At 38.6% G+C, this 18,110-nt stretch carries 22 protein-coding genes; 14 read left to right on the top strand and 8 right to left on the bottom strand.

All coding sequences use genetic code 11. The annotated features are described in order from the left end of the window. Positions 1-11 precede the first annotated feature (11 nt). The 3 genes from hisS to B7723_RS01130 form a co-directional block, all read right to left on the bottom strand. Complete coding sequence (gene hisS / locus B7723_RS01140) at positions 12-1,292, bottom strand: histidine--tRNA ligase (RefSeq protein ID WP_084849095.1); 1,281 nt, start codon at positions 1,290-1,292, stop codon at positions 12-14. A gap of 77 nt (positions 1,293-1,369) precedes the next feature. Next, a complete protein-coding gene (locus B7723_RS01135; RefSeq protein ID WP_084849094.1) occupies positions 1,370-2,617 on the bottom strand; it encodes an MFS transporter in 1,248 nt (415 codons plus the stop codon). A gap of 197 nt (positions 2,618-2,814) precedes the next feature. Continuing rightward, a complete protein-coding gene (locus tag B7723_RS01130) occupies positions 2,815-3,666 on the bottom strand; it encodes a helix-turn-helix domain-containing protein (RefSeq protein WP_084849093.1) in 852 nt (283 codons plus the stop codon). A 123-nt stretch (positions 3,667-3,789) separates the two neighbouring features. Between B7723_RS01130 and B7723_RS01120 the strand changes: the two genes are divergently transcribed. Continuing rightward, a complete protein-coding gene (locus B7723_RS01120) occupies positions 3,790-4,131 on the top strand; it encodes a metal-sulfur cluster assembly factor (protein ID WP_001204052.1) in 342 nt (113 codons plus the stop codon). Positions 4,132-4,297: 166 nt separating this feature from the next. Here B7723_RS01120 and ilvD read toward each other — a convergent pair whose 3' ends face one another. After that, the gene (gene ilvD, locus B7723_RS01110) at positions 4,298-6,001 is read right to left on the bottom strand and encodes a dihydroxy-acid dehydratase (RefSeq protein ID WP_000137343.1); all 1,704 of its coding nucleotides are present in this window, start codon (positions 5,999-6,001) and stop codon (positions 4,298-4,300) included. Between the two features lie 230 nt (positions 6,002-6,231). Between ilvD and rpmF the strand changes: the two genes are divergently transcribed. Then, positions 6,232-6,414 carry a 50S ribosomal protein L32 gene (gene rpmF / locus B7723_RS01105; RefSeq protein ID WP_000290417.1) on the top strand — a complete coding sequence of 61 codons (183 nt, stop codon included), beginning with the start codon at positions 6,232-6,234 and terminating at the stop codon, positions 6,412-6,414. 15 nt (positions 6,415-6,429) lie between these two features. Then, on the top strand, positions 6,430-6,579 hold the full coding sequence (gene rpmG, locus B7723_RS01100; protein WP_001265622.1) for a 50S ribosomal protein L33: 150 nt from the start codon (positions 6,430-6,432) through the stop codon (positions 6,577-6,579). A gap of 78 nt (positions 6,580-6,657) precedes the next feature. Here rpmG and B7723_RS10590 read toward each other — a convergent pair whose 3' ends face one another. Beyond that, entirely contained in the window at positions 6,658-6,843 is a 186-nt protein-coding gene (locus tag B7723_RS10590) for a FanG protein (protein WP_084849092.1), read from the bottom strand. 28 nt (positions 6,844-6,871) lie between these two features. Between B7723_RS10590 and B7723_RS01090 the strand changes: the two genes are divergently transcribed. From B7723_RS01090 to B7723_RS01040, 11 genes are all read left to right on the top strand, one after another. Continuing rightward, complete coding sequence (locus tag B7723_RS01090) at positions 6,872-7,486, top strand: CadD family cadmium resistance transporter (RefSeq protein ID WP_000615736.1); 615 nt, start codon at positions 6,872-6,874, stop codon at positions 7,484-7,486. An 11-nt stretch (positions 7,487-7,497) separates the two neighbouring features. Continuing rightward, positions 7,498-7,836, top strand: a complete 339-nt coding sequence (cadX, locus tag B7723_RS01085) for a Cd(II)/Zn(II)-sensing metalloregulatory transcriptional regulator CadX (protein ID WP_000711078.1) — start codon at positions 7,498-7,500, stop codon at positions 7,834-7,836. Between the two features lie 50 nt (positions 7,837-7,886). Further along, a complete protein-coding gene (locus B7723_RS01080) occupies positions 7,887-9,302 on the top strand; it encodes a helix-turn-helix domain-containing protein (protein ID WP_000667638.1) in 1,416 nt (471 codons plus the stop codon). Positions 9,303-9,622: 320 nt separating this feature from the next. Continuing rightward, entirely contained in the window at positions 9,623-10,072 is a 450-nt protein-coding gene (locus B7723_RS01075; RefSeq protein WP_000066889.1) for an RNA polymerase sigma factor, read from the top strand. Between the two features lie 200 nt (positions 10,073-10,272). After that, entirely contained in the window at positions 10,273-10,593 is a 321-nt protein-coding gene (locus tag B7723_RS01070) for a hypothetical protein (protein ID WP_000874694.1), read from the top strand. Further along, positions 10,593-11,693, top strand: coding sequence for a P-loop NTPase family protein (locus B7723_RS01065; RefSeq protein ID WP_084849091.1), 1,101 nt, complete (start codon positions 10,593-10,595; stop codon positions 11,691-11,693). Before B7723_RS01070 ends, B7723_RS01065 begins: the two co-directional genes overlap by 1 nt. Next, positions 11,690-12,295 carry a hypothetical protein gene (locus tag B7723_RS01060; protein WP_061587469.1) on the top strand — a complete coding sequence of 202 codons (606 nt, stop codon included), beginning with the start codon at positions 11,690-11,692 and terminating at the stop codon, positions 12,293-12,295. Before B7723_RS01065 ends, B7723_RS01060 begins: the two co-directional genes overlap by 4 nt. Before the next feature lie 205 nt (positions 12,296-12,500). Continuing rightward, positions 12,501-13,106 (top strand): replication protein, encoded by a 606-nt coding sequence (locus tag B7723_RS01055; RefSeq protein ID WP_084849090.1) that lies wholly within the window; start codon positions 12,501-12,503, stop codon positions 13,104-13,106. Beyond that, entirely contained in the window at positions 13,099-13,347 is a 249-nt protein-coding gene (locus tag B7723_RS01050) for a MerR family transcriptional regulator (RefSeq protein WP_001058391.1), read from the top strand. The genes B7723_RS01055 and B7723_RS01050 overlap by 8 nt, the downstream gene beginning before the upstream one ends. Positions 13,348-13,436: 89 nt before the next feature. Then, complete coding sequence (locus tag B7723_RS01045; RefSeq protein WP_000447185.1) at positions 13,437-14,702, top strand: tyrosine-type recombinase/integrase; 1,266 nt, start codon at positions 13,437-13,439, stop codon at positions 14,700-14,702. Positions 14,703-14,888: 186 nt separating this feature from the next. Further along, entirely contained in the window at positions 14,889-15,407 is a 519-nt protein-coding gene (locus B7723_RS01040) for an HXXEE domain-containing protein (protein WP_084849089.1), read from the top strand. A 132-nt stretch (positions 15,408-15,539) separates the two neighbouring features. Here the strand turns inward: B7723_RS01040 and rpsD are convergent, their stop codons facing one another. The 3 genes from rpsD to B7723_RS01025 form a co-directional block, all read right to left on the bottom strand. Beyond that, complete coding sequence (gene rpsD / locus B7723_RS01035; RefSeq protein WP_000092756.1) at positions 15,540-16,151, bottom strand: 30S ribosomal protein S4; 612 nt, start codon at positions 16,149-16,151, stop codon at positions 15,540-15,542. Between the two features lie 202 nt (positions 16,152-16,353). Further along, entirely contained in the window at positions 16,354-17,388 is a 1,035-nt protein-coding gene (locus B7723_RS01030; protein WP_061421762.1) for a sensor histidine kinase, read from the bottom strand. Beyond that, positions 17,385-18,083 (bottom strand): response regulator transcription factor, encoded by a 699-nt coding sequence (locus B7723_RS01025; protein WP_000751223.1) that lies wholly within the window; start codon positions 18,081-18,083, stop codon positions 17,385-17,387. Before B7723_RS01025 ends, B7723_RS01030 begins: the two co-directional genes overlap by 4 nt. Between the last annotated feature and the right edge of the window lie 27 nt (positions 18,084-18,110).

Here is an 18,110-nt window from a genome sequence, read left to right as displayed (position 1 = left end):
TTTTTCTACTATTAAAAGCCTAATTTTTCAAAGATGTCTGAGAAGTTTTGGCTGATGGTCTCAAGGGATACTTGAACTTCTTCTCGTGTTTGGTTGTTCTTGACTGTCACTTGTCCGCTTTCGACTTCACTCTCTCCTAGGGTGATGAGGGTCTTAGCCGCAAAGACATCGGCGGACTTGAACTGAGCTTTGAGTTTACGGTTAAGGTAATCACGCTCTGCTTTGAATCCTTGTTGGCGAAGGGCTTGTACCAATTCCAAGGCCTTAACATTTGCTCCTTCACCCAAGACTGCGATATAAACATCTAGAGCGTTTTCGATAGGGAGGGCCACACCTTGCTTTTCAAGAATGAGAAGCAGGCGCTCTACACCAAGGCCAAATCCAAATCCAGCAGTTTCAGGACCACCAAAGTAAGCAACCAAACCATCGTAGCGACCACCCGCACAGACCGTCAAGTCATTGCCCTCAATCTCAGTAATGAACTCGAAAATCGTGTGGTTGTAATAGTCCAGACCGCGCACCATATTGGTATCGATGATATAGTCTACACCCAGATTTTCCAACATCTGACGGACGGCATCAAAATGAGCTTGGCTTTCCTCATCAAGGAAATCCAAGATAGACGGCGCATTCTCTACTGCTACCTTGTCTTCTTTTTCCTTAGAGTCCAAGACACGGAGAGGATTTTCCTCCAAACGACGTTGGCTATCCTTCGACAAGGTCTCCTTGAGCGGTGTTAAGTAGTCGATCAAGGCTTGACGATAAGCCGCACGGCTCTCAGGATTTCCCAGAGTGTTAAGGTGCAATTTCACACCTTGGATGCCGATTTCTTTCAAGAAATGAGCTGCCATCGCGATAGTTTCCACATCGGTAGCTGGATTGCTAGAGCCAAAACACTCGACACCAATCTGGTGGAACTGGCGTAAACGACCTGCTTGTGGACGCTCATAACGGAACATAGGGCCCATATAGTAGAACTTGCTTGGCTTTTGCACTTCTGGGGCGAAGAGTTTATTTTCCACATAGGAACGGACAACGGGCGCAGTTCCTTCTGGACGAAGGGTGATATGACGATCACCCTTGTCATAGAAATCATACATTTCCTTGGTTACGATATCTGTTGTGTCCCCGACAGAACGGCTGATGACCTCGTAATGCTCAAAAATAGGCGTGCGCACTTCTGCATAGTTATAGCGCTTGAAAATTTCACGGGCAAAGCCCTCAACGTACTGCCACTTAGCAGACTCAGCAGGTAAAATATCCTGCGTTCCTTTTGGTTTTTGTAATTTCATTGGGAATCCTCTTTAAACTTAATAGTCTTATTTTACCATAAATAGAGGGATTAAAACAGTATGAATAAAATTAGGATTTAGAAATCATTTTTGAGATTAATAATTGTCAAAAGAATAGCTAGCAAGGAAAGACCAACAAATAACATCCAAGTCAACTGTATATTCCATACAGCTAGAAGTGAAAAACAAGCTGTTCCCACAGGTATGGATAAGGTAAACAATAAACCTAAAAAATTACTGGTACGAGCTAGAACATCTGGGGCTAGATTTTTCATGAGCATGGCACTAATCTTTGGTTGAACTTTACCAGACACATAGAGAGTTAAAAATAGAAATAGCAAACCAAGCACGACTTGATTGAATACATTAGCTAGACCAATTAGACTGAGTCCTACGGTCGCCCACATCATCAATCTAGGCAGGGACTGCTTCCCAAAATAATCATTGCCCGTAAGGCTACTGATGATGATTGCTACTAAAACACAGAATTGATTGATAAATAGTGCCTCTGTGTAAGAAAAATTCAAGAGAGAATGGCTCAAAAAGAAGATGTTATAGATGCTTCCTAAAGCCCCACCCAAGGCATTAATAAGCAAGACAGCAAAGATCATGAAACCAAAGTTTTTCTGTCCACCTTTAAGAAAAACGAGACGTAAATTTCGGTAAATTGTTAGGAACTGGTCTTTGATAGAAAGCTTCTCATTTTTTAGGTTTTCACCATCAGCAGATGACATTGACAGACTCAATTTGCTTTTTCCTAAAAAGAGAATAAAGGCTGATACTAGGAAAAAGCAGGCATTGATTCCCGCAACAAGGGAAAAATTGTTGACAGATAGACCTAAGAGCCAAACTCCAAAAGCTTGACCACCAATAGCTGAAATATATGTGATAAACTGGGAAAAAGAATAAGCTTCCATCAGATCCTTTTCAGCTACTTTTTCCTTAACGAGAGGCATTCGCAAACCACCAGCAAAATCACTGATCACATCACTGATGACATTGATCAAACACAGGCTAGAAAAGGCAAAGAGACTAGCTTGCTGAACAACTAGGGCTGCCAGAAAAAATAAAACCGCCTGAAACAAACCGCTATAGACCATCCATTTGACCTTGTCCCTTGTGTAATCTGCCCGAATCCCTACAAAAACTGTAAAGAGAGTCGGAAGAATCATGACAATATTCGCCGTAGCAACAGCAAAAGAGGCTTGTGGCAAGGTCGATGCATAAACGACAAATACTAGGTTAAAAATCGAAGCACCAAAGGCATTGAAGAAGCGCGACAAAGTCAAGAGTCGATAAGCCTGATTTCTAAACAATAGTTTCATAGGTAATCTCCCTTCTTGTTATAATCCCTATATGAAGTATGACTATAGTATAGCACTTAGAAATTGAAAGGGAAAACTTTTGAATATATGCAACACACAAAATGAGCAAAGAAACGATAGAACTTTTGTAACGACCTGAGAGTAGTCAAAAGTTCTATCGCTTAAATTTTCAAATTATTTTCTTAGTTTGCAGATATTCAACAATCGGTTGTATTTCTGTAGTATTCAGCAGATTTGTTACAACCAAGCATCTCAAAAATATGAACAGCATCTTCCATCTTTTTCTGACCTTCCTTGACTCTACCCTGCTTGCTATCAAGAAGACCTTCAGCCCACAAATAGACAATTCGGAAATAGGTCTCATTTTCCTTGTAGAAATGCTCTTTGATGACACGTTTAAAATAAGAGGCATTGGTAAATTCTTCACACTCAATGCTGGCTAAAAAACCATTCAATAGCATAGTATGAAAAAGGTTTCGATTACTAGACATTTCCATTAGAAAATCGGATTTGCGGACCATTTCTCGTACATATCTAGTAAAAAGAGAAACAGACAAGAACGGAGAACTGACTGAGAACAAATTGAGTTCATAGATTCCCCAAAGCTCAGTAGAAAACAAGTAGTCATGAAGGACTTTCCCTTCCTCTGCCGTTAACTCAACCGTTTCATCCATACTCTTCATATAAGACTTGATAATGATGGCATTTAGAATATGTTTCTGTTTGTTTTGAGAATGGGCATGCTTTTGATACTCCTTGCGATATAAGTCCTCAAGAGGTGCTATATTCTTTAAATCCAAAACATCTGTGATTTCTTTTCTCAACTCCGAATCTGTATCATACTGAAAACCTCTCGCCAGAAAGAGGATTTCCTCTACACTAGCAGATATATTTTCTAGGGCAAACAGAAACTTTCCCACCGAAAGTTCACTCTGACCTGTTTCAAATCGGGACAACATGGACGGCGAAAATTGTCCCCCAGTTGCTTGTCTCAGCGAGATATTTCTTGACTCTCGTAATTGTCTAAAGACTTTTCCAATCTGCTCCATAGACTTCCCCTTGATTCCATATTTTCTTCATTCTATCATATTTTTCAGAAAATTCATCAAAAACTTGCCAAATTGTCAGAATTATGAGAAAATAGAGGATATTTATCACGTGGAGGGACTGTTATGAGAGACGATATCAAAATCAATGACCGCGCTTTGGCCTTACAAGACCAAATTATCGAAAAACTAGAGAAGGTTTTTGATACAGATGTGGAATTGGATGTGTACAATCTGGGCTTGATTTATGAAATTAATCTAGATGAAACGGGTCTCTGTAAGATTGTCATGACTTTCACTGATACTGCCTGCGATTGTGCCGAAAGCTTGCCTATCGAAATCGTCGCAGGTCTAAAACAAATCGAAGGTATCGAGGACGTCAAGGTTGAAGTTACCTGGTCGCCTGCCTGGAAGATCACACGAATCAGTCGCTACGGACGCATTGCCCTCGGACTGCCACCTCGTTAAGCAGGTAAATTACTTTTGAAGATGAAAAGAAGCAAGCCGAAGATGGCTTGCTTTTTGATACTCAATGAAAATCAAAGAGCAAACTAGGAAACTAGCCGCAGGCTGTACTTGAGTACGGCAAGGCGACGTTGACGTGGTTTGAATTTGATTTTCGAAGAGTATGAGTTTATTTTTTACCTGACTTGTCCATATTCCAGAAGTCTGTCACGGCTCCGCGAGAAGCGGATGATACGATATGGGCGTATTTACCGAGGACACCACGGCTGTAAAGTGGTGGCAAGGTTGTTTCTGCCTTGCGTTTTTCAAGTTCTTCTTCAGATACGGCCATGGAAATTTCTTTGGTATCTTGGTCAACTGTAACGATATCCCCTGTACGAAGGTAAGCAATCGGTCCACCATCCTGAGCTTCAGGAGCGATATGTCCGACAACCAGACCATATGTACCACCAGAGAAACGACCATCCGTCAAGAGGGCAACCTTGTCTCCTTGACCTTTACCAACGATCATGGATGAAAGGGACAGCATCTCAGGCATACCAGGACCACCCTTAGGTCCAACGAAACGAACAACAACTACATCACCATCAACGATTTCGTCTGTCAAGACAGCCTGGATAGCATCTTCTTCTGAGTCAAAGACCTTAGCAGGTCCAACGTGACGACGCACTTTCACACCTGATACTTTAGCAACCGCACCGTCAGGGGCAAGGTTCCCGTTCAAGATGATAAGCGGACCGTCTGCACGTTTTGGATTTTCAAGTGGCATGATGACTTTTTGACCTGGGGTAAGGTCTGCAAAGTCAGCTAAGTTCTCAGCAACAGTCTTACCAGTACATGTGATGCGGTCTCCATGAAGGAAACCATTTGCCAAGAGATATTTCATAACCGCAGGCACACCACCGACTTCATAGAGGTCTTGGAAGACATACTGACCAGATGGTTTCAAGTCGGCCAAGTGAGGCACACGTTCTTGGATCGTATTGAAGTCCTCAAGGGACAAATCAACATTAGCCGCATGGGCAATAGCAAGCAAGTGAAGAGTGGCATTTGTAGAACCACCGAGAGCCATGGTTACAGTGATGGCATCTTCAAAGGCTTCACGAGTCAAGATATCAGATGGTTTGAGACCAAGCTCCAGCATCTTAACAACAGCACGTCCTGCTGCTTCGATATCTTCTTTCTTGTCGGCTGATTCAGCTGGGTGAGATGAAGATCCTGGCAAACTCATACCAAGAACTTCGATAGCAGTCGCCATGGTATTAGCTGTATACATACCACCACAGCCACCAGGGCCCGGGCAGGCATTACATTCAAGACGTTTCACGTCCTCAGCTGTCATGTCACCGTGGTTCCATTTCCCGATTCCCTCAAAGACAGAAACCAAGTCAATGTCTTTGCCATCAAGATTTCCCGGTGCAATGGTACCACCATAGGCGAAAATGGCTGGGATATCCATATTAGCAATGGCAATCATAGAACCAGGCATGTTCTTGTCACAGCCACCGATAGCAACGAAAGCATCGACGTTGTGACCACCCATAGCCGCTTCGATTGAGTCTGCGATGATGTCACGAGATGTCAAAGAGAAACGCATACCAGGCGTTCCCATGGCAATCCCGTCCGCTACGGTAATGGTTCCAAACTGAACAGGCCAAGCCCCTGCAGATTTGACACCTTCTTTCGCCAATTTCCCAAAATCATGCAAGTGAATGTTACATGGTGTATTTTCCGCCCAAGTCGAAATCACTCCCACAATCGGTGTTTCAAAGTCCTTATCTGTCATACCAGTGGCACGAAGCATAGCACGGTTTGGTGATTTAACCATGCTGTCATAAATGCTACTGCGGTGACGTTTATCTAATTCAGTCATCTTATCCCTCCCGTTTCAGTTTCTACTATTATAGCACATTTTAAAGGCAATGAACAGAAGAAAATTCTTGAATTTTCAGAAAATTTCGATTAATTTGATTGAATGACTTCTAATTTTTTCATCTTTTTTTGTCAAGTAACTTTACTTTACAAAAAAAATGTGTTATCCTAGTATGGTTGATGAAAATCACTAGATTGAATCGAATTTAAATACCTAAAGGAGAAAAGAAAATGGCAGTACCTGCACGTCGCACTTCAAAAGCGAAGAAAAACAAACGTCGTACACACTACAAAGTAACAGCTCCATCTGTAAACTTTGACGAAACTACTGGAGATTACTCACGTTCTCACCGTGTATCACTTAAAGGATACTACAAAGGACGTAAGATCGCTAAAGCTGCATCAGCGGAATAATAGAAGGGAGATACCATGCGCGTAAATATTACACTTGAACACAAAGAATCTGGTGAACGCTTGTACCTTACTTCTAAAAACAAACGTAACACTCCAGACCGTCTTCAATTGAAGAAATACTCACCAAAACTTCGCAAGCACGTTGTGTTTACAGAGGTTAAGTAAGGGTTTCAGTACACGTCAATAGACGTCAAAATATTGATTTTAAGCGATTTTTGATTTTTTGAAACTCATTATATCGCACTACAAATCAATAAAAACTCTACCTTTTACTCTACCTTTTTTAGATAAATATATCATCTGGATATTGAAGTTAAGCCCTGCTATCATTTCGATGGCAGGGCTTTTTAATATTTGGTACACTAACTTCTTATCTATATTTTGGTGGATTTCAAGTTGACATCTACAAAGTTTAATGTTAGAATACATTCAAAAATATATTTGAATGAGGTATTTTATGATTCAAAATGTTGTTACTTCAATAATCCTGTATTCTGGGACAGCCGTAGACTTACTTATTATCCTAATGTTATTTTTTGCCAAAAGAAAAAGCAGAAAAGACATCATTAACATCTATTTAGGACAATTTCTAGGCTCTGTTAGTCTAATATTCCTAAGTTTGCTTTTTGCATTTGTCTTAAATTATATTCCTAGTAAAGAGATTTTAGGTTTACTCGGTTTGATTCCAATTTTCCTAGGCCTCAAAGTTTTGCTTTTAGGAGATTCTGATGGAGAAGCTATTGCAAAAGATGGTTTGCGAAAAGACAATAAAAACCTGATTTTTCTAGTCGCTATGATTACTTTTGCAAGTTGTGGCGCTGACAATATTGGTGTCTTTGTCCCATATTTTACCACCTTAAATTTAGCGAATTTGATAGTGACTTTACTTACTTTTCTAGTCATGATTTATCTCTTGGTTTTTTCTGCACAAAAATTAGCACAAGTCCCTTCTGTTGGAGAAACTTTGGAAAAATATAGCAGATGGTTTATTGCCGTTGTCTATTTAGGATTGGGGATGTATATCCTGATTGAAAACAACAGCTTTGACATGCTATGGGCTGTGTTAGGCTAGGAGAAAAAATTATGAAAAAAGATAGTATCTGTCAAGTGGATGTTATAAATCAACAAAATGTTACAACCGCAACGAACTACCTTGAAAAGGAAAAAGTCCAAAAATCACTTCGCATTTTATCAAAATTTACCGATAATAAACAGATAAATATCATCTTTTATCTCCTTGCCGTCGAAGAACTCTGTGTCTGCGATATAGCCTGTTTATTAAATCTCAGTATGGCATCTGCCTCCCACCATCTTCGTAAACTAGCCAATCAAAACATCTTGGACACTAGAAGAGAGGGGAAAATTATATATTATTTTATAAAAGATGAGGAAATCAGAGATTTTTTTAATCAACTAGGATAACAACTATTTCTACTACTTTCTACTTTTCCATGATTATAGGGGGATTATATATGAAATTTTTTGAAGAAAATTATTCACAAGAAATACCTACTCGTATCAAAAATTTAAGAAAAAAATACAATATTACACAAAGCGAACTAGGCAATGCAGGTCAAGTTAGTCAAGTTGAAAGTGGTAAGCGACCAATTACGAGTTCGATGTTAGTTTATTTAAATGCTCTAACCGCTTCGAGCTATACGTATATCGTTTTTGGAGAGTTAGATGAGTTTATTGAGAATCTGTTTCATTATTTTTTCAGTTCTATTTTATATAGAGATTTAGAGGCTGTAGATGAAAAACTATATTCTTTCATGAGTGATGATTTAATTTCAATCCAATCAAGTTGTCTAAGTATTGCCAAGACATTTGCAAATTTCAATATTCAAAGAAAAAGATTTATGATTTCTACTGAAACTGAAATGGATACTTTTCACAAGAAAGATGACATTGACGTATGGGTTGGTGGAAAAAGTTATAACCCCGCTAGAAGTTTTAGAACCCGTACCATCAATGAATTGACTGTCATTGATTTTGAAGAAATGTTTGATATTCTTTGGTTGATGTTAGGGGATAATTTAATTAAATCATTTGAAGTTAATGTCTGTGGTATCCTATTTGAATTAGGCGGAAATGACATACCCTCAACATTTAGGCAAGAAAACATTGATCCTCTCATCAATAAATGGTGGTATGATAATGTTTCGACAGAAATTATCCCTAATCTAATAAAAAAACTCAAAGAAAATCCCTTGTTTAATATCGGATTTATGGTAAATGATATATTAGAAAGAATGTATAAAGAGAATATTCCAAAATCTTACCTTACATCCGTCCCATTAGTTATTTCTCAAAAAGGAAGAACAACCTATTCGTTTAGTATGACTGGTGGTCAACAAATAGATGGAGTGAAATTCAAACAGATATATGAGGACTATATGAAATTACTCAGTCAAGGTAAGGATATCACAGAGTTATATCAAAAATATTCTAAAGAAGAGTTGGCAAATCTAGGCATTAATATTTATCAATCCAATGATATAGAAAGGACTGAAGAAAGAACTTTTGATGAAATTATCAGTTGGGTTTCCAACCCTTATGCAACAAGACCAATTCAAGAAAGGCACACTATTCAATTAGAGCCAACAAGATTTTCACTAGAGGATAAGAAAAGAATTGAAGAAGCTGCAGCTCAAGGACTAAGCGAAATCGACCTTATTGATTTAGTTGACCTATATGATATTAATTTAGACAATACAAGCGTCAATCGCCATATTGTGGGGTTATTGACTAATAACACCCAAGTAACATACTATTTCCAAGAACAATTAAATAAGGAGTTGCTGTCAATGGCTCACGCTTTAGATAACGTACAACAGGCCTTTATTAAATTATTAAGTGAAGAGGAGATACGAAAATTTGCTCTTTAAAGACTAGGTGAATCGCCTAGTCTTTTTTTGCGCCTCGTTTTACAAATTAGTCTATTGAAGTAAAAAAAGAAGTAAAAAATAAAAGAACATTACGCCTTATACTGAATATATCAAGAAAAACTCTTGATATAAATTTTAATAGTCCAAATTGATGGCCATCAAAGGACAGATTGAAACAAATATGATGACATGACGATAAAGGTCATGTCTTGCATAGAATTGTTTCGCTGTTTCTTTGTTGTGCCTTTTGGTATACTCAGCGTTCAATATTTGCTCATTTTGTTTCCTTCTGTCCAAAGGACAGAAAGGAGCTCATCATTATGAGTAATAAAGTACAAGAACGTCGTGAGCGTAAAATCAAAGAAGCTATTAAAGCTAAAAATTGGGATGAAGTAACTCGTTTGCTTCAACAAGAACAAAGTAACGCAGAACGTCGTGACCGATACCACAATAGACGAATCAAAGACGAAACAATAGCTAGCAAAAATGCCAAAAAGTCTGTACGTTATGATGTCATTGCAAGTTCTGATTTGAATCCCGAAGAAGCTTTAATCCTAGAGGAGTTAAGACAAGCTATTCGTGAAGCTAAAGCATCCCTATCAGAAATTGACAGTAAGATTGTTGAAATGATAGCGGAACAAGGTTCAAGCTATAAAGAAACGGCTCGCTATATCACTGAACATTATAAGAAAATGAGTGATGTAACTGTTAAATCCCATTATTGTAAAGCGCTAAAAAAATTAGCTCCTTTATTAAAAGCTTACCGCTAACCCCTCAAATCCAGTGTCTCTGTCACTGGATTTTTTGTAAAAAAAATTAAAAATTCAACAAATAACTTTGCGTTTAGCTGTCTCATTCTCCTTAGTAATGAGGAGGTGGTCAGATAACCTAAAAAACAAAGTCCAGCTCATGACCCAAACCGAGCCTGTCGCATTCACACTATCTCTTATTCATAAGGAGGATTTGCCCTATGGCGTTTAAAATGAAAACCACAAAAGGTGGTTATACAACTACATTGGCTGATAAAATTATCAGTCAAAAACAACCGATTTACTCACTTAGTACCGAACTTGAACCACAACAACGGTTTGAAGAAGGAAAACCAACCGGAGAAATCGTAGCTTATAAAGCATGGTTTGTACAGGAAGGGCAAGACCCTTTCCAAGTAAAATTTGAAGAAACGATTGAGCTTCCAGCTTTTCAATCCATGATTCAATTTGACACACTACAAGCCTGCGAAGTAAAATATAACATCTACTTCAAAGCAAATGGTATCAAGGAGGTTCGGTAATGACTTCACAATCTCGTGATGTGCTGAACCAATCTTACCTGCAATCTTACCTGCTCCAGAGCCTAAACATGGCTCTGGGGGCTTTAATGCAGGGAGAAACCAGCTACACCAATTCTTTTAATATTGTTATTCAAGCAGACGGCTTTATCTTTGTCCCTCGTCTACCATGTGCTTATATCCTTGATGATGACTTGTACAAGAAAATCTTTCTGATTACCAATGCTTCACTTTATCCACAATATACGCTTCTAAAACAAAACGCTACCTATTTTGTCCCTCTAGAAACAGATGACTTACACACTCAGCGTGGATTATTTTTCCCTTGGAAAAAGGGAATTTCAGAACGTTTAGTCATTCCAGATTTGGATAAGTTTTCAGCTAGCTTGCCACAGGGGAAAATCCCTATCATGAAGTACTTTGAACTCAATTTAGATAAGGTTAATCACTGGGCTATTGCTGGAAATTCAGGTTCTGGGAAATCGTATACTCTCACTTACTTCTTGAGTGTACTGAAGCATATGTCTGACTTGATTATCATTGACCCGAAATTTGATACCCCAAGTCGTTGGGCAAGAGAAAATCATATTTCCGTTATCCACCCTGTCGAAAACCGTTCAAAATCTGATTTTGTATCACAGGTCAACGAACAATTAAGTCAATGTGCAAATCTCATTCAAAAACGACAAGCTATCTTGTATGATAATCCCAACCATCAATTTACCCATCTAACCATTGTTATTGATGAAGTCCTAGCTCTATCAGAGGGAGTCAATAAGAATATCAAAGAAGCCTTTTTCTCCTTACTCTCACAGATTGCCTTGTTAGGACGTGCTACCAAAATCCATCTATTTTTAGTAAGTCAGCGTTTTGACCACAATACTATCCCAATTTCAGTAAGGGAACAGCTAAACGTATTGTTACAAATTGGAAACATCAATCAGAAAACTACTCAATTTTTATTTCCTGACCTCGATCCAGAGGGGATTGTCATTCCAACAGGACATGGTACAGGTATCATCCAAGTTATCGACAATGAACACCCCTACCAAGTTCTGCCCCTACTCTGTCCAACCTACTACACTAAGCGAGGTATCCTATGACCACAAAAAACTACTTTATAAGAAGTTTCAATCTTATACTATATTTATTTCTATTTGCACCTATCTGTTCTGCATTTGGATGGTTATTCAATTATCTTTCCGTTCAATTAACAAATATCACGTTTGTCAATTTAGATACGGTCAAAAGTATTACGGATATCATTAGTTCCGTTTGTCATGGATTTGCACTTATTTCTCTTCTACTTGCCTTATTTTTGGTTGGATTAGAAATAATACAACGGTTGAAAACAGATAGTCTTTGGAACTATATCCAATCTGTCTATCACACTTTTCTGTTGCGACACTTCCTGTTTCAGCGTGAACGAGTACAGAAGATAAGCAATCTTGAACATCAGACGGTTACTACTATCAACCCAATCCATAACGGATTTAACCGAGCTGTTCGTAAGTGTATCGTAGATATACGAAAAGATACCATCACTATTTTTCTAAAAGTCCCTAGAGACCAACAAGGGCAAAAAATCCTAAAAGAGATGGAAGCACAATTAAAAGAAGAAATCGTCAGCCAACACGCAGACTATTATTTCTCCTCTCCTATTCGAGTTCGTAACCAATTGTGGTTCACTGGACAAAAACGTTAATCCCTTGGGGCTGTGGCTTGCGTTAAGCAAAAGCCAGACAGCCCCTTTTTATATTCTTTTCTATCATGACCTATTGGGGTGACTACGACCCCCAATAGGTCAATAATCAATAATCACAAAAAATTCAATTTTTTCAAAAAAACTTTGCATACGACCTGTCATTTCTCCTTAGTAATAGAACCCAAAAGAAATGAGGTAACTGCCTATGGCAAAAGAACAGCGCTCAACCAAATGGACTTTTCTCTTCTACGAGGAAAGCGCACCAGAGAACTACTTGAATATATTAAAGGAACTCCATATTCCGTTTATTCTTAGTCCTTGGCACGATAAGGACGTTAATAGACAGACGGGAGAGTTCAAGAAATCGCACAAACACGGTGCTTTCTTCTTTGATTCACTGAAAAGCTATTCACAAGTATCAAATATCATCAGTGACAAACTAAACGGTCCAGCACATGTGGAGGTAGTTATGTCTCCCACTGGTTTATTTGACTACTTTACCCATGCGGAAAATCCAGATAAGACCCCCTACAACATTGAGGATATTGAAGTCGGTTGCGGCTTTAATTTAGAAAAATTCTTGATGGAGATGAACTCCTCGGATTTTATACATGAAGTAGTTGATATTATCGAAGAGAACGACTTTACCGAATTTGAAGAATTGGTCTGGTATGCCCGAGCAAACAATACCAATTTATTAGGGCTTATCATTGAACGTACATATTTCTTCGCCAAATACCTAGATTCACGAAGATACAATCCTAATCGACTCCATAATTCAAACACAGAGGAGAAAGAGAATAATGAATAACGAAAAATTAGAACAAATTGAACAATTATTGCAAACACTTATCAAACTCATTCAAATCAAAGAACAGAACATACCACTAAAGATAATACAACAGCGAGAATTGCTAAAACAGCTAAATATCTCCCCAAACACACTAAAAACTTGGGAACAAAAAGGATTAAAAAGATTAGAACCTCCTATAGAGGGAACTCGAACCGTCTTCTATCTACTAGATGATATTATCAACTTTTTACAATCCTAATTCTGAAAATTTGTGCTAAAATAGTTTTATCTAAAAGAAAGAGTGGTAACTATTTTAGCCTACTTCAATATCCATGAAGAAAGGCAAATATGGAAACTGAAACAATTATTCATAATGGCAAAAAAGTCATTAAAAAAATCAAAAAAGATAAGTCCATCTCATACACTTTGAAGGGGACATTTCTGGGAAAAGATATCAAAACTGGTAAGCAAGTCACTACTACCATTACAGCCAAGACACTAAAACAGTTAGATAGAGCAATCATTCAAGCACGACTAGAATTTGAAAAAAATGGCTCAACACGAGAAAAAGTTATCGTCATTGATACACTGGAAGATTTAGCTGAAGAATGGTTTAAATCATATAAAACCTGGGTTAACTCACATAATACTCTGAACAGAGTAAGAGGTTATCTTGATAATTATATTATCCCTAAATTTGGAGATTACAAACCAGATAAAATTGAATCTGCGGATATCCAGCTTTGGTTAAACGATTTGGCAAAGAAATCAAAAGAGTCCATTGAATCTGGTATAAAGCGTGCTGATAAAGGTAGTGCTAAAGATTTTGGTGCTGTTATCCATAAGTTGAAAGATATTTTTGACTATGGAATTACAAACTATGGACTAATCACTAATCCTGTTAGCACTGTTAAGATACCACCTAAGCCAAAATCAAATAAGCAACGCATCATGGTATTACATGATGATGGTCTTGTAATATGGCTTAATTATCTTGAAAGTTTAGATAACAATAGAGCCAATCGTAGATTTAAGTTAATTTGTAATACTCTATTAGCCTCCGCTTTGCGAATAAATGAATTACTTGCATTGACGATTGATGACCTAGATTTTGAAAATTCTTCTATTAACGTCAGTAAAACATTGATGTGGAAAACCGCAAATAAAAAAGATGGGACAAAAGGGGAAGTTATCTGTAAAGCTACACCAAAAACTGATGCAGGAAATCGCTCTGTCCCTGTCCCTCCCCCCATAATAGAAAAACTCAGAGATTTCCACCACGAAATGAACAAGTATCTTGAATTGCACAACAGACATAGAACAAAACTGATTTTCCCTACAATCTATGGGAACTATATGTGTGACAGAAACGAGAGAACAACTCTTAAGAAAAGGTTAGTAGGTCTTGGATTACCAAACTATGGTTTCCATTTATTCCGACATACTCATGCTTCAATGCTACTTAATGCTGGAACAAATTGGAAAGAACTCCAAGTCAGAATGGGACATAAATCCATTTCAACTACAATGGATACTTACGCTGAATTAGCACCACAACGAAAGTTAGAAGCTGTGGGGATTTATCTTGAAAAGATTGCTGAGCTAACGCAATAACTACTCTACCATTCACTCTACCTTTTATTATGTAGCATTCTAGAAACATTGATGTACCAACGTTTCTAACAGCTAAAATAGAAATTATTTAACTCTTACAGAAGTTAAATAAGCATTACTCAAAACGCCTTACTGGGCGTTTTTTGCTTTATTGGTTAGCAATCTATAGCTTTTCAGGAGAGACTTATGGCATTTTATCTTTGGATGTTCCCTCTACTCTTTATCTTTCACGATATGGAAGAAATTATCGGTCTTGTCCCTTGGATTCATCTCAACGAAACCTTGCTGGCTCAAAAGGCGCCAGCTATTCTCAAGATTCACAAAGGAATTACAACAGAGGGATTTGCCCTTGCTGTTTTTGAGGAGTTTATCATTGTCTTATCAATCACTTTATTAGCGTATTTTAGTCAATCTAGAGCGCTCGAATTAGTTTGGTTAGGAGGATTTGTGGCCTTTGCACTCCATCTCTTGCTCCATATTGGACAATCAATTCTTCTTCGCAAGTATATCCCCGCTCTCATTACTTCTATCCTTTGTTTTCCTATCAGTGCTTATTTGATTATCGACATCGTGCATTTGTGGCAGTTTTCGACTAGCGAATTTTTTCTATTTTCACTTGTCGGTTCAGGCATCGTCGTCATCAATCTCCTCTTTGCTCTCTGGCTTGGGAAAAAGTATTCCGCCCGGCTTGCCCATTACCATTAACAAAAGTTCCTTGCAATTTCAATATGCAGGGAATTTTTTTATCCTCCTTCACAGTTAATAAGTGTTCTATAGTTTTTTAAGACAAAGCAAAAAGCCCACTGTTGTAGGCTTTTCGTAAGATATTTCTTAAAATTAAAGCATTTTGTTGTAGAATTCAACGACAAGTGCTTCGTTGATTTCTGGGTTGATTTCGTCGCGTTCTGGCAAGCGAGTCAATGAACCTTCCAATTTTTCAGCGTCGAATGATACGAATGCTGGACGTCCAAGAGTAGCTTCAACAGCTTCAAGGATTGCTGGAACTTTCAATGATTTTTCACGAACTGAGATCACTTGACCTGGAGTTACGCGGTATGATGGGATATCAACGCGTTTTCCGTCAACAAGGATATGACCGTGGTTTACGAATTGACGAGCTTGACGACGAGTAGTCGCAAGGCCAAGACGGTAAACAACGTTATCCAAACGACGTTCCAAAAGAAGCATGAAGTTGAAACCTAGGATTCCACCTTTGATTTTTGTAGCTTGTACGAACAAGTTACGGAATTGTTTTTCACCTACACCGTAAGTGAAACGAAGTTTTTGTTTTTCAGCCAATTGCAAACCGTATTCTGACAATTTAGAACGGTTGTTTGGTCCGTGTTGTCCTGGTACGTAGTTACGACGTGCCAATTCTTTACCTGTACCTGTAAGTGAAAGGCCAAGGCGACGAGCTTGTTTCCAAGATGGTCCTGTATAACGTGACATGTGTATGTCCTCCTGATATAAATAATATTTCGGTGGAAATAGTCACTTAGAAAGCCCTGATTCGTGCAGATGCCCTTCGCCTAAACAGCCAAGGTTACTTGTCATAAGACACCTGTTGACGAGCTTCATGCTTTCCTGCTGCTATTTCACACAAAGGCTATTGTACCATGAAAAGCTAGATTTGTAAAGGGATTTTACGCCTTTATTTCAAATTGAGGCTGAATGTAAACTTGCTTCCTAAGCCATACTGACTTTCTGCTGTGATTTCGCCACCAAGCTGATGGGCTAGTTCGCGTGCAATCGCAAGTCCTAATCCATGTCCACCCGTCTTCATATTGCGCGAAGTTTCTACACGATAAAGTCGTTTAAAGATCTTTTCCAAATCTTCAGGAAGGATCCCCTGACCCTCGTCTTTCACACTGATTGTCAGTTCTTGTTCTGTTAATTGTGCAAGAACCTCGATTCTGGTTCCTGGTTCTGAATATTTAAAGGCATTGTTTAACAAATTGACCAGAATGCGAGAAAGTTTGTCAGAATGGCTCTTGATTTTCGCCGACTCAGGTGATACTCGAATGTAAACATCTCGCTCCTCTTGTTCAATCTGGAGTTGAAATTCACTCATTGACTCAATCAACAGCTGATCTAAAAAGACCTCTTCGACTTCTTCATCAGCAGTATCTTGAGGTTGGGTGTTAAGAGTCAGAACATCCAATTCCTCCACTAGCTTGTTTAGACGCTCGGTTTGCCGACCAATCGTGGTTAAGTAGTGGAGCCGCTCCTCTTCCTTGATCACTCCATCTAGAATTCCCTCCACAGTAACCTGAATGGAGGTAATGGGAGTTTTAATATCGTGAGAGAGCTGCGCAATCATCATTCTCTTTTCCTGCTCGCTCTCATCAAGTGATTGAAAGGTAGCTTGCAAATTGTGGGACATGTCATTAAAAGCCTGCCCCAGCTCTTGAAATTCTAATGGGCCTTTGGTTTCAATTTCTGTGCTGAAATCCTTGCTGGCTATATCCTGAGCTTGTTTTTTCAAATGTTTCAGAGAAGAGAACACTGGCGACAAAAGAAAGATGCTCACTGCAGCGCCAATGAAACTAGCAATCAAGGTCATTCCAACGAGAAAGTAAACTTCACTTTTCTCGATCAACATCCGTTGGACTGCCCAGAAAACGACCAAAATCGTTAGTAGAGTCGACACTAGATACCCCACTAAAATATAGTTTTTTAATTTCATTTTCTACCTCTTGGTCTTTCCATTTTATAGCCCAAACCCCAGACAGTTTTGATAGCAGGAGCATTTGAATTTGTATACTTGGTCAACTCTTGCCTCAAGGCATGGATATGAACATTGAGTGTATTGGTATCATCCACATAGTCCTCTTGCCATACCTTCTCATAAAGTTCCGTCTTTGAAAAGACTCTCTCGGGATTGCTGGCTAATATCCATAGAAGTTCAAAGGATTTTACTGTCAATTCCAAAGGTTGCTCCCCAATGCGAACCTCATGAGTCACATGGTTGATCACTAAGTCACCAAACTCGATCTGTTCTGTCTCTCCTCCACGGCTAAGGCGACGCAAGATATTATTCACTCTTAAAACCAATTCGCGTGGGCTAAAGGGTTTGACTATAAAATCATCTGCCCCCAAACTTAATCCATAAATCTTATCCTGTTCGCTTGTCTTAGCAGTTGTAAAGAGGAAGGGTTGATCCGGAGCGATATACTGAACTTCACTGATAAAATCATACCCGTCCATATTGGGCATCATGATATCCGTGATAATGAGGTCGATAGATTTTTTTCTGAAAAGCTCTAATCCCTCCTTGCCATCATGGGCGACCAAAACGTCGTAACCTGCCTGTATAAGATAGCGGTTTTGAATATCTAGAATATCTATTTCATCATCAACCAGCAAAATTGTCTTTTTCATCTGACACTCCTTCGATAAAAACAGTGT

Origin of the sequence: Streptococcus oralis subsp. oralis (genome assembly GCF_002096435.1) — a bacterium.
In the GTDB taxonomy this organism is placed as follows: domain Bacteria; phylum Bacillota; class Bacilli; order Lactobacillales; family Streptococcaceae; genus Streptococcus; species Streptococcus oralis_AA.
This window is presented reverse-complemented; position numbering and strand designations above follow the sequence as displayed.

Bases quoted from the DNA above. Each gene is read 5' to 3' on its own strand.
- B7723_RS01045 (WP_000447185.1), top strand. From the start codon at position 13,437: ATGGAAACTGAAACAATTATTCATAATGGCAAAAAAGTCATTAAAAAA.
- B7723_RS01040 (WP_084849089.1), top strand. From the start codon at position 14,889: ATGGCATTTTATCTTTGGATGTTCCCTCTACTCTTTATCTTTCACGAT.
- B7723_RS01065 (WP_084849091.1), top strand. From the start codon at position 10,593: ATGACTTCACAATCTCGTGATGTGCTGAACCAATCTTACCTGCAATCT.
- B7723_RS01130 (WP_084849093.1), bottom strand. From the start codon at position 3,666: ATGGAGCAGATTGGAAAAGTCTTTAGACAATTACGAGAGTCAAGAAAT.
- rpmF (WP_000290417.1), top strand. From the start codon at position 6,232: ATGGCAGTACCTGCACGTCGCACTTCAAAAGCGAAGAAAAACAAACGT.
- B7723_RS01025 (WP_000751223.1), bottom strand. From the start codon at position 18,083: ATGAAAAAGACAATTTTGCTGGTTGATGATGAAATAGATATTCTAGAT.
- B7723_RS01060 (WP_061587469.1), top strand. From the start codon at position 11,690: ATGACCACAAAAAACTACTTTATAAGAAGTTTCAATCTTATACTATAT.
- B7723_RS01070 (WP_000874694.1), top strand. From the start codon at position 10,273: ATGGCGTTTAAAATGAAAACCACAAAAGGTGGTTATACAACTACATTG.
- rpsD (WP_000092756.1), bottom strand. From the start codon at position 16,151: ATGTCACGTTATACAGGACCATCTTGGAAACAAGCTCGTCGCCTTGGC.
- B7723_RS01055 (WP_084849090.1), top strand. From the start codon at position 12,501: ATGGCAAAAGAACAGCGCTCAACCAAATGGACTTTTCTCTTCTACGAG.
- B7723_RS01050 (WP_001058391.1), top strand. From the start codon at position 13,099: ATGAATAACGAAAAATTAGAACAAATTGAACAATTATTGCAAACACTT.
- cadX (WP_000711078.1), top strand. From the start codon at position 7,498: ATGAAAAAAGATAGTATCTGTCAAGTGGATGTTATAAATCAACAAAAT.
- ilvD (WP_000137343.1), bottom strand. From the start codon at position 6,001: ATGACTGAATTAGATAAACGTCACCGCAGTAGCATTTATGACAGCATG.
- B7723_RS01090 (WP_000615736.1), top strand. From the start codon at position 6,872: ATGATTCAAAATGTTGTTACTTCAATAATCCTGTATTCTGGGACAGCC.
- rpmG (WP_001265622.1), top strand. From the start codon at position 6,430: ATGCGCGTAAATATTACACTTGAACACAAAGAATCTGGTGAACGCTTG.
- B7723_RS10590 (WP_084849092.1), bottom strand. From the start codon at position 6,843: ATGTATTCTAACATTAAACTTTGTAGATGTCAACTTGAAATCCACCAA.
- B7723_RS01030 (WP_061421762.1), bottom strand. From the start codon at position 17,388: ATGAAATTAAAAAACTATATTTTAGTGGGGTATCTAGTGTCGACTCTA.
- B7723_RS01075 (WP_000066889.1), top strand. From the start codon at position 9,623: ATGAGTAATAAAGTACAAGAACGTCGTGAGCGTAAAATCAAAGAAGCT.
- hisS (WP_084849095.1), bottom strand. From the start codon at position 1,292: ATGAAATTACAAAAACCAAAAGGAACGCAGGATATTTTACCTGCTGAG.
- B7723_RS01080 (WP_000667638.1), top strand. From the start codon at position 7,887: ATGAAATTTTTTGAAGAAAATTATTCACAAGAAATACCTACTCGTATC.
- B7723_RS01135 (WP_084849094.1), bottom strand. From the start codon at position 2,617: ATGAAACTATTGTTTAGAAATCAGGCTTATCGACTCTTGACTTTGTCG.
- B7723_RS01120 (WP_001204052.1), top strand. From the start codon at position 3,790: ATGAGAGACGATATCAAAATCAATGACCGCGCTTTGGCCTTACAAGAC.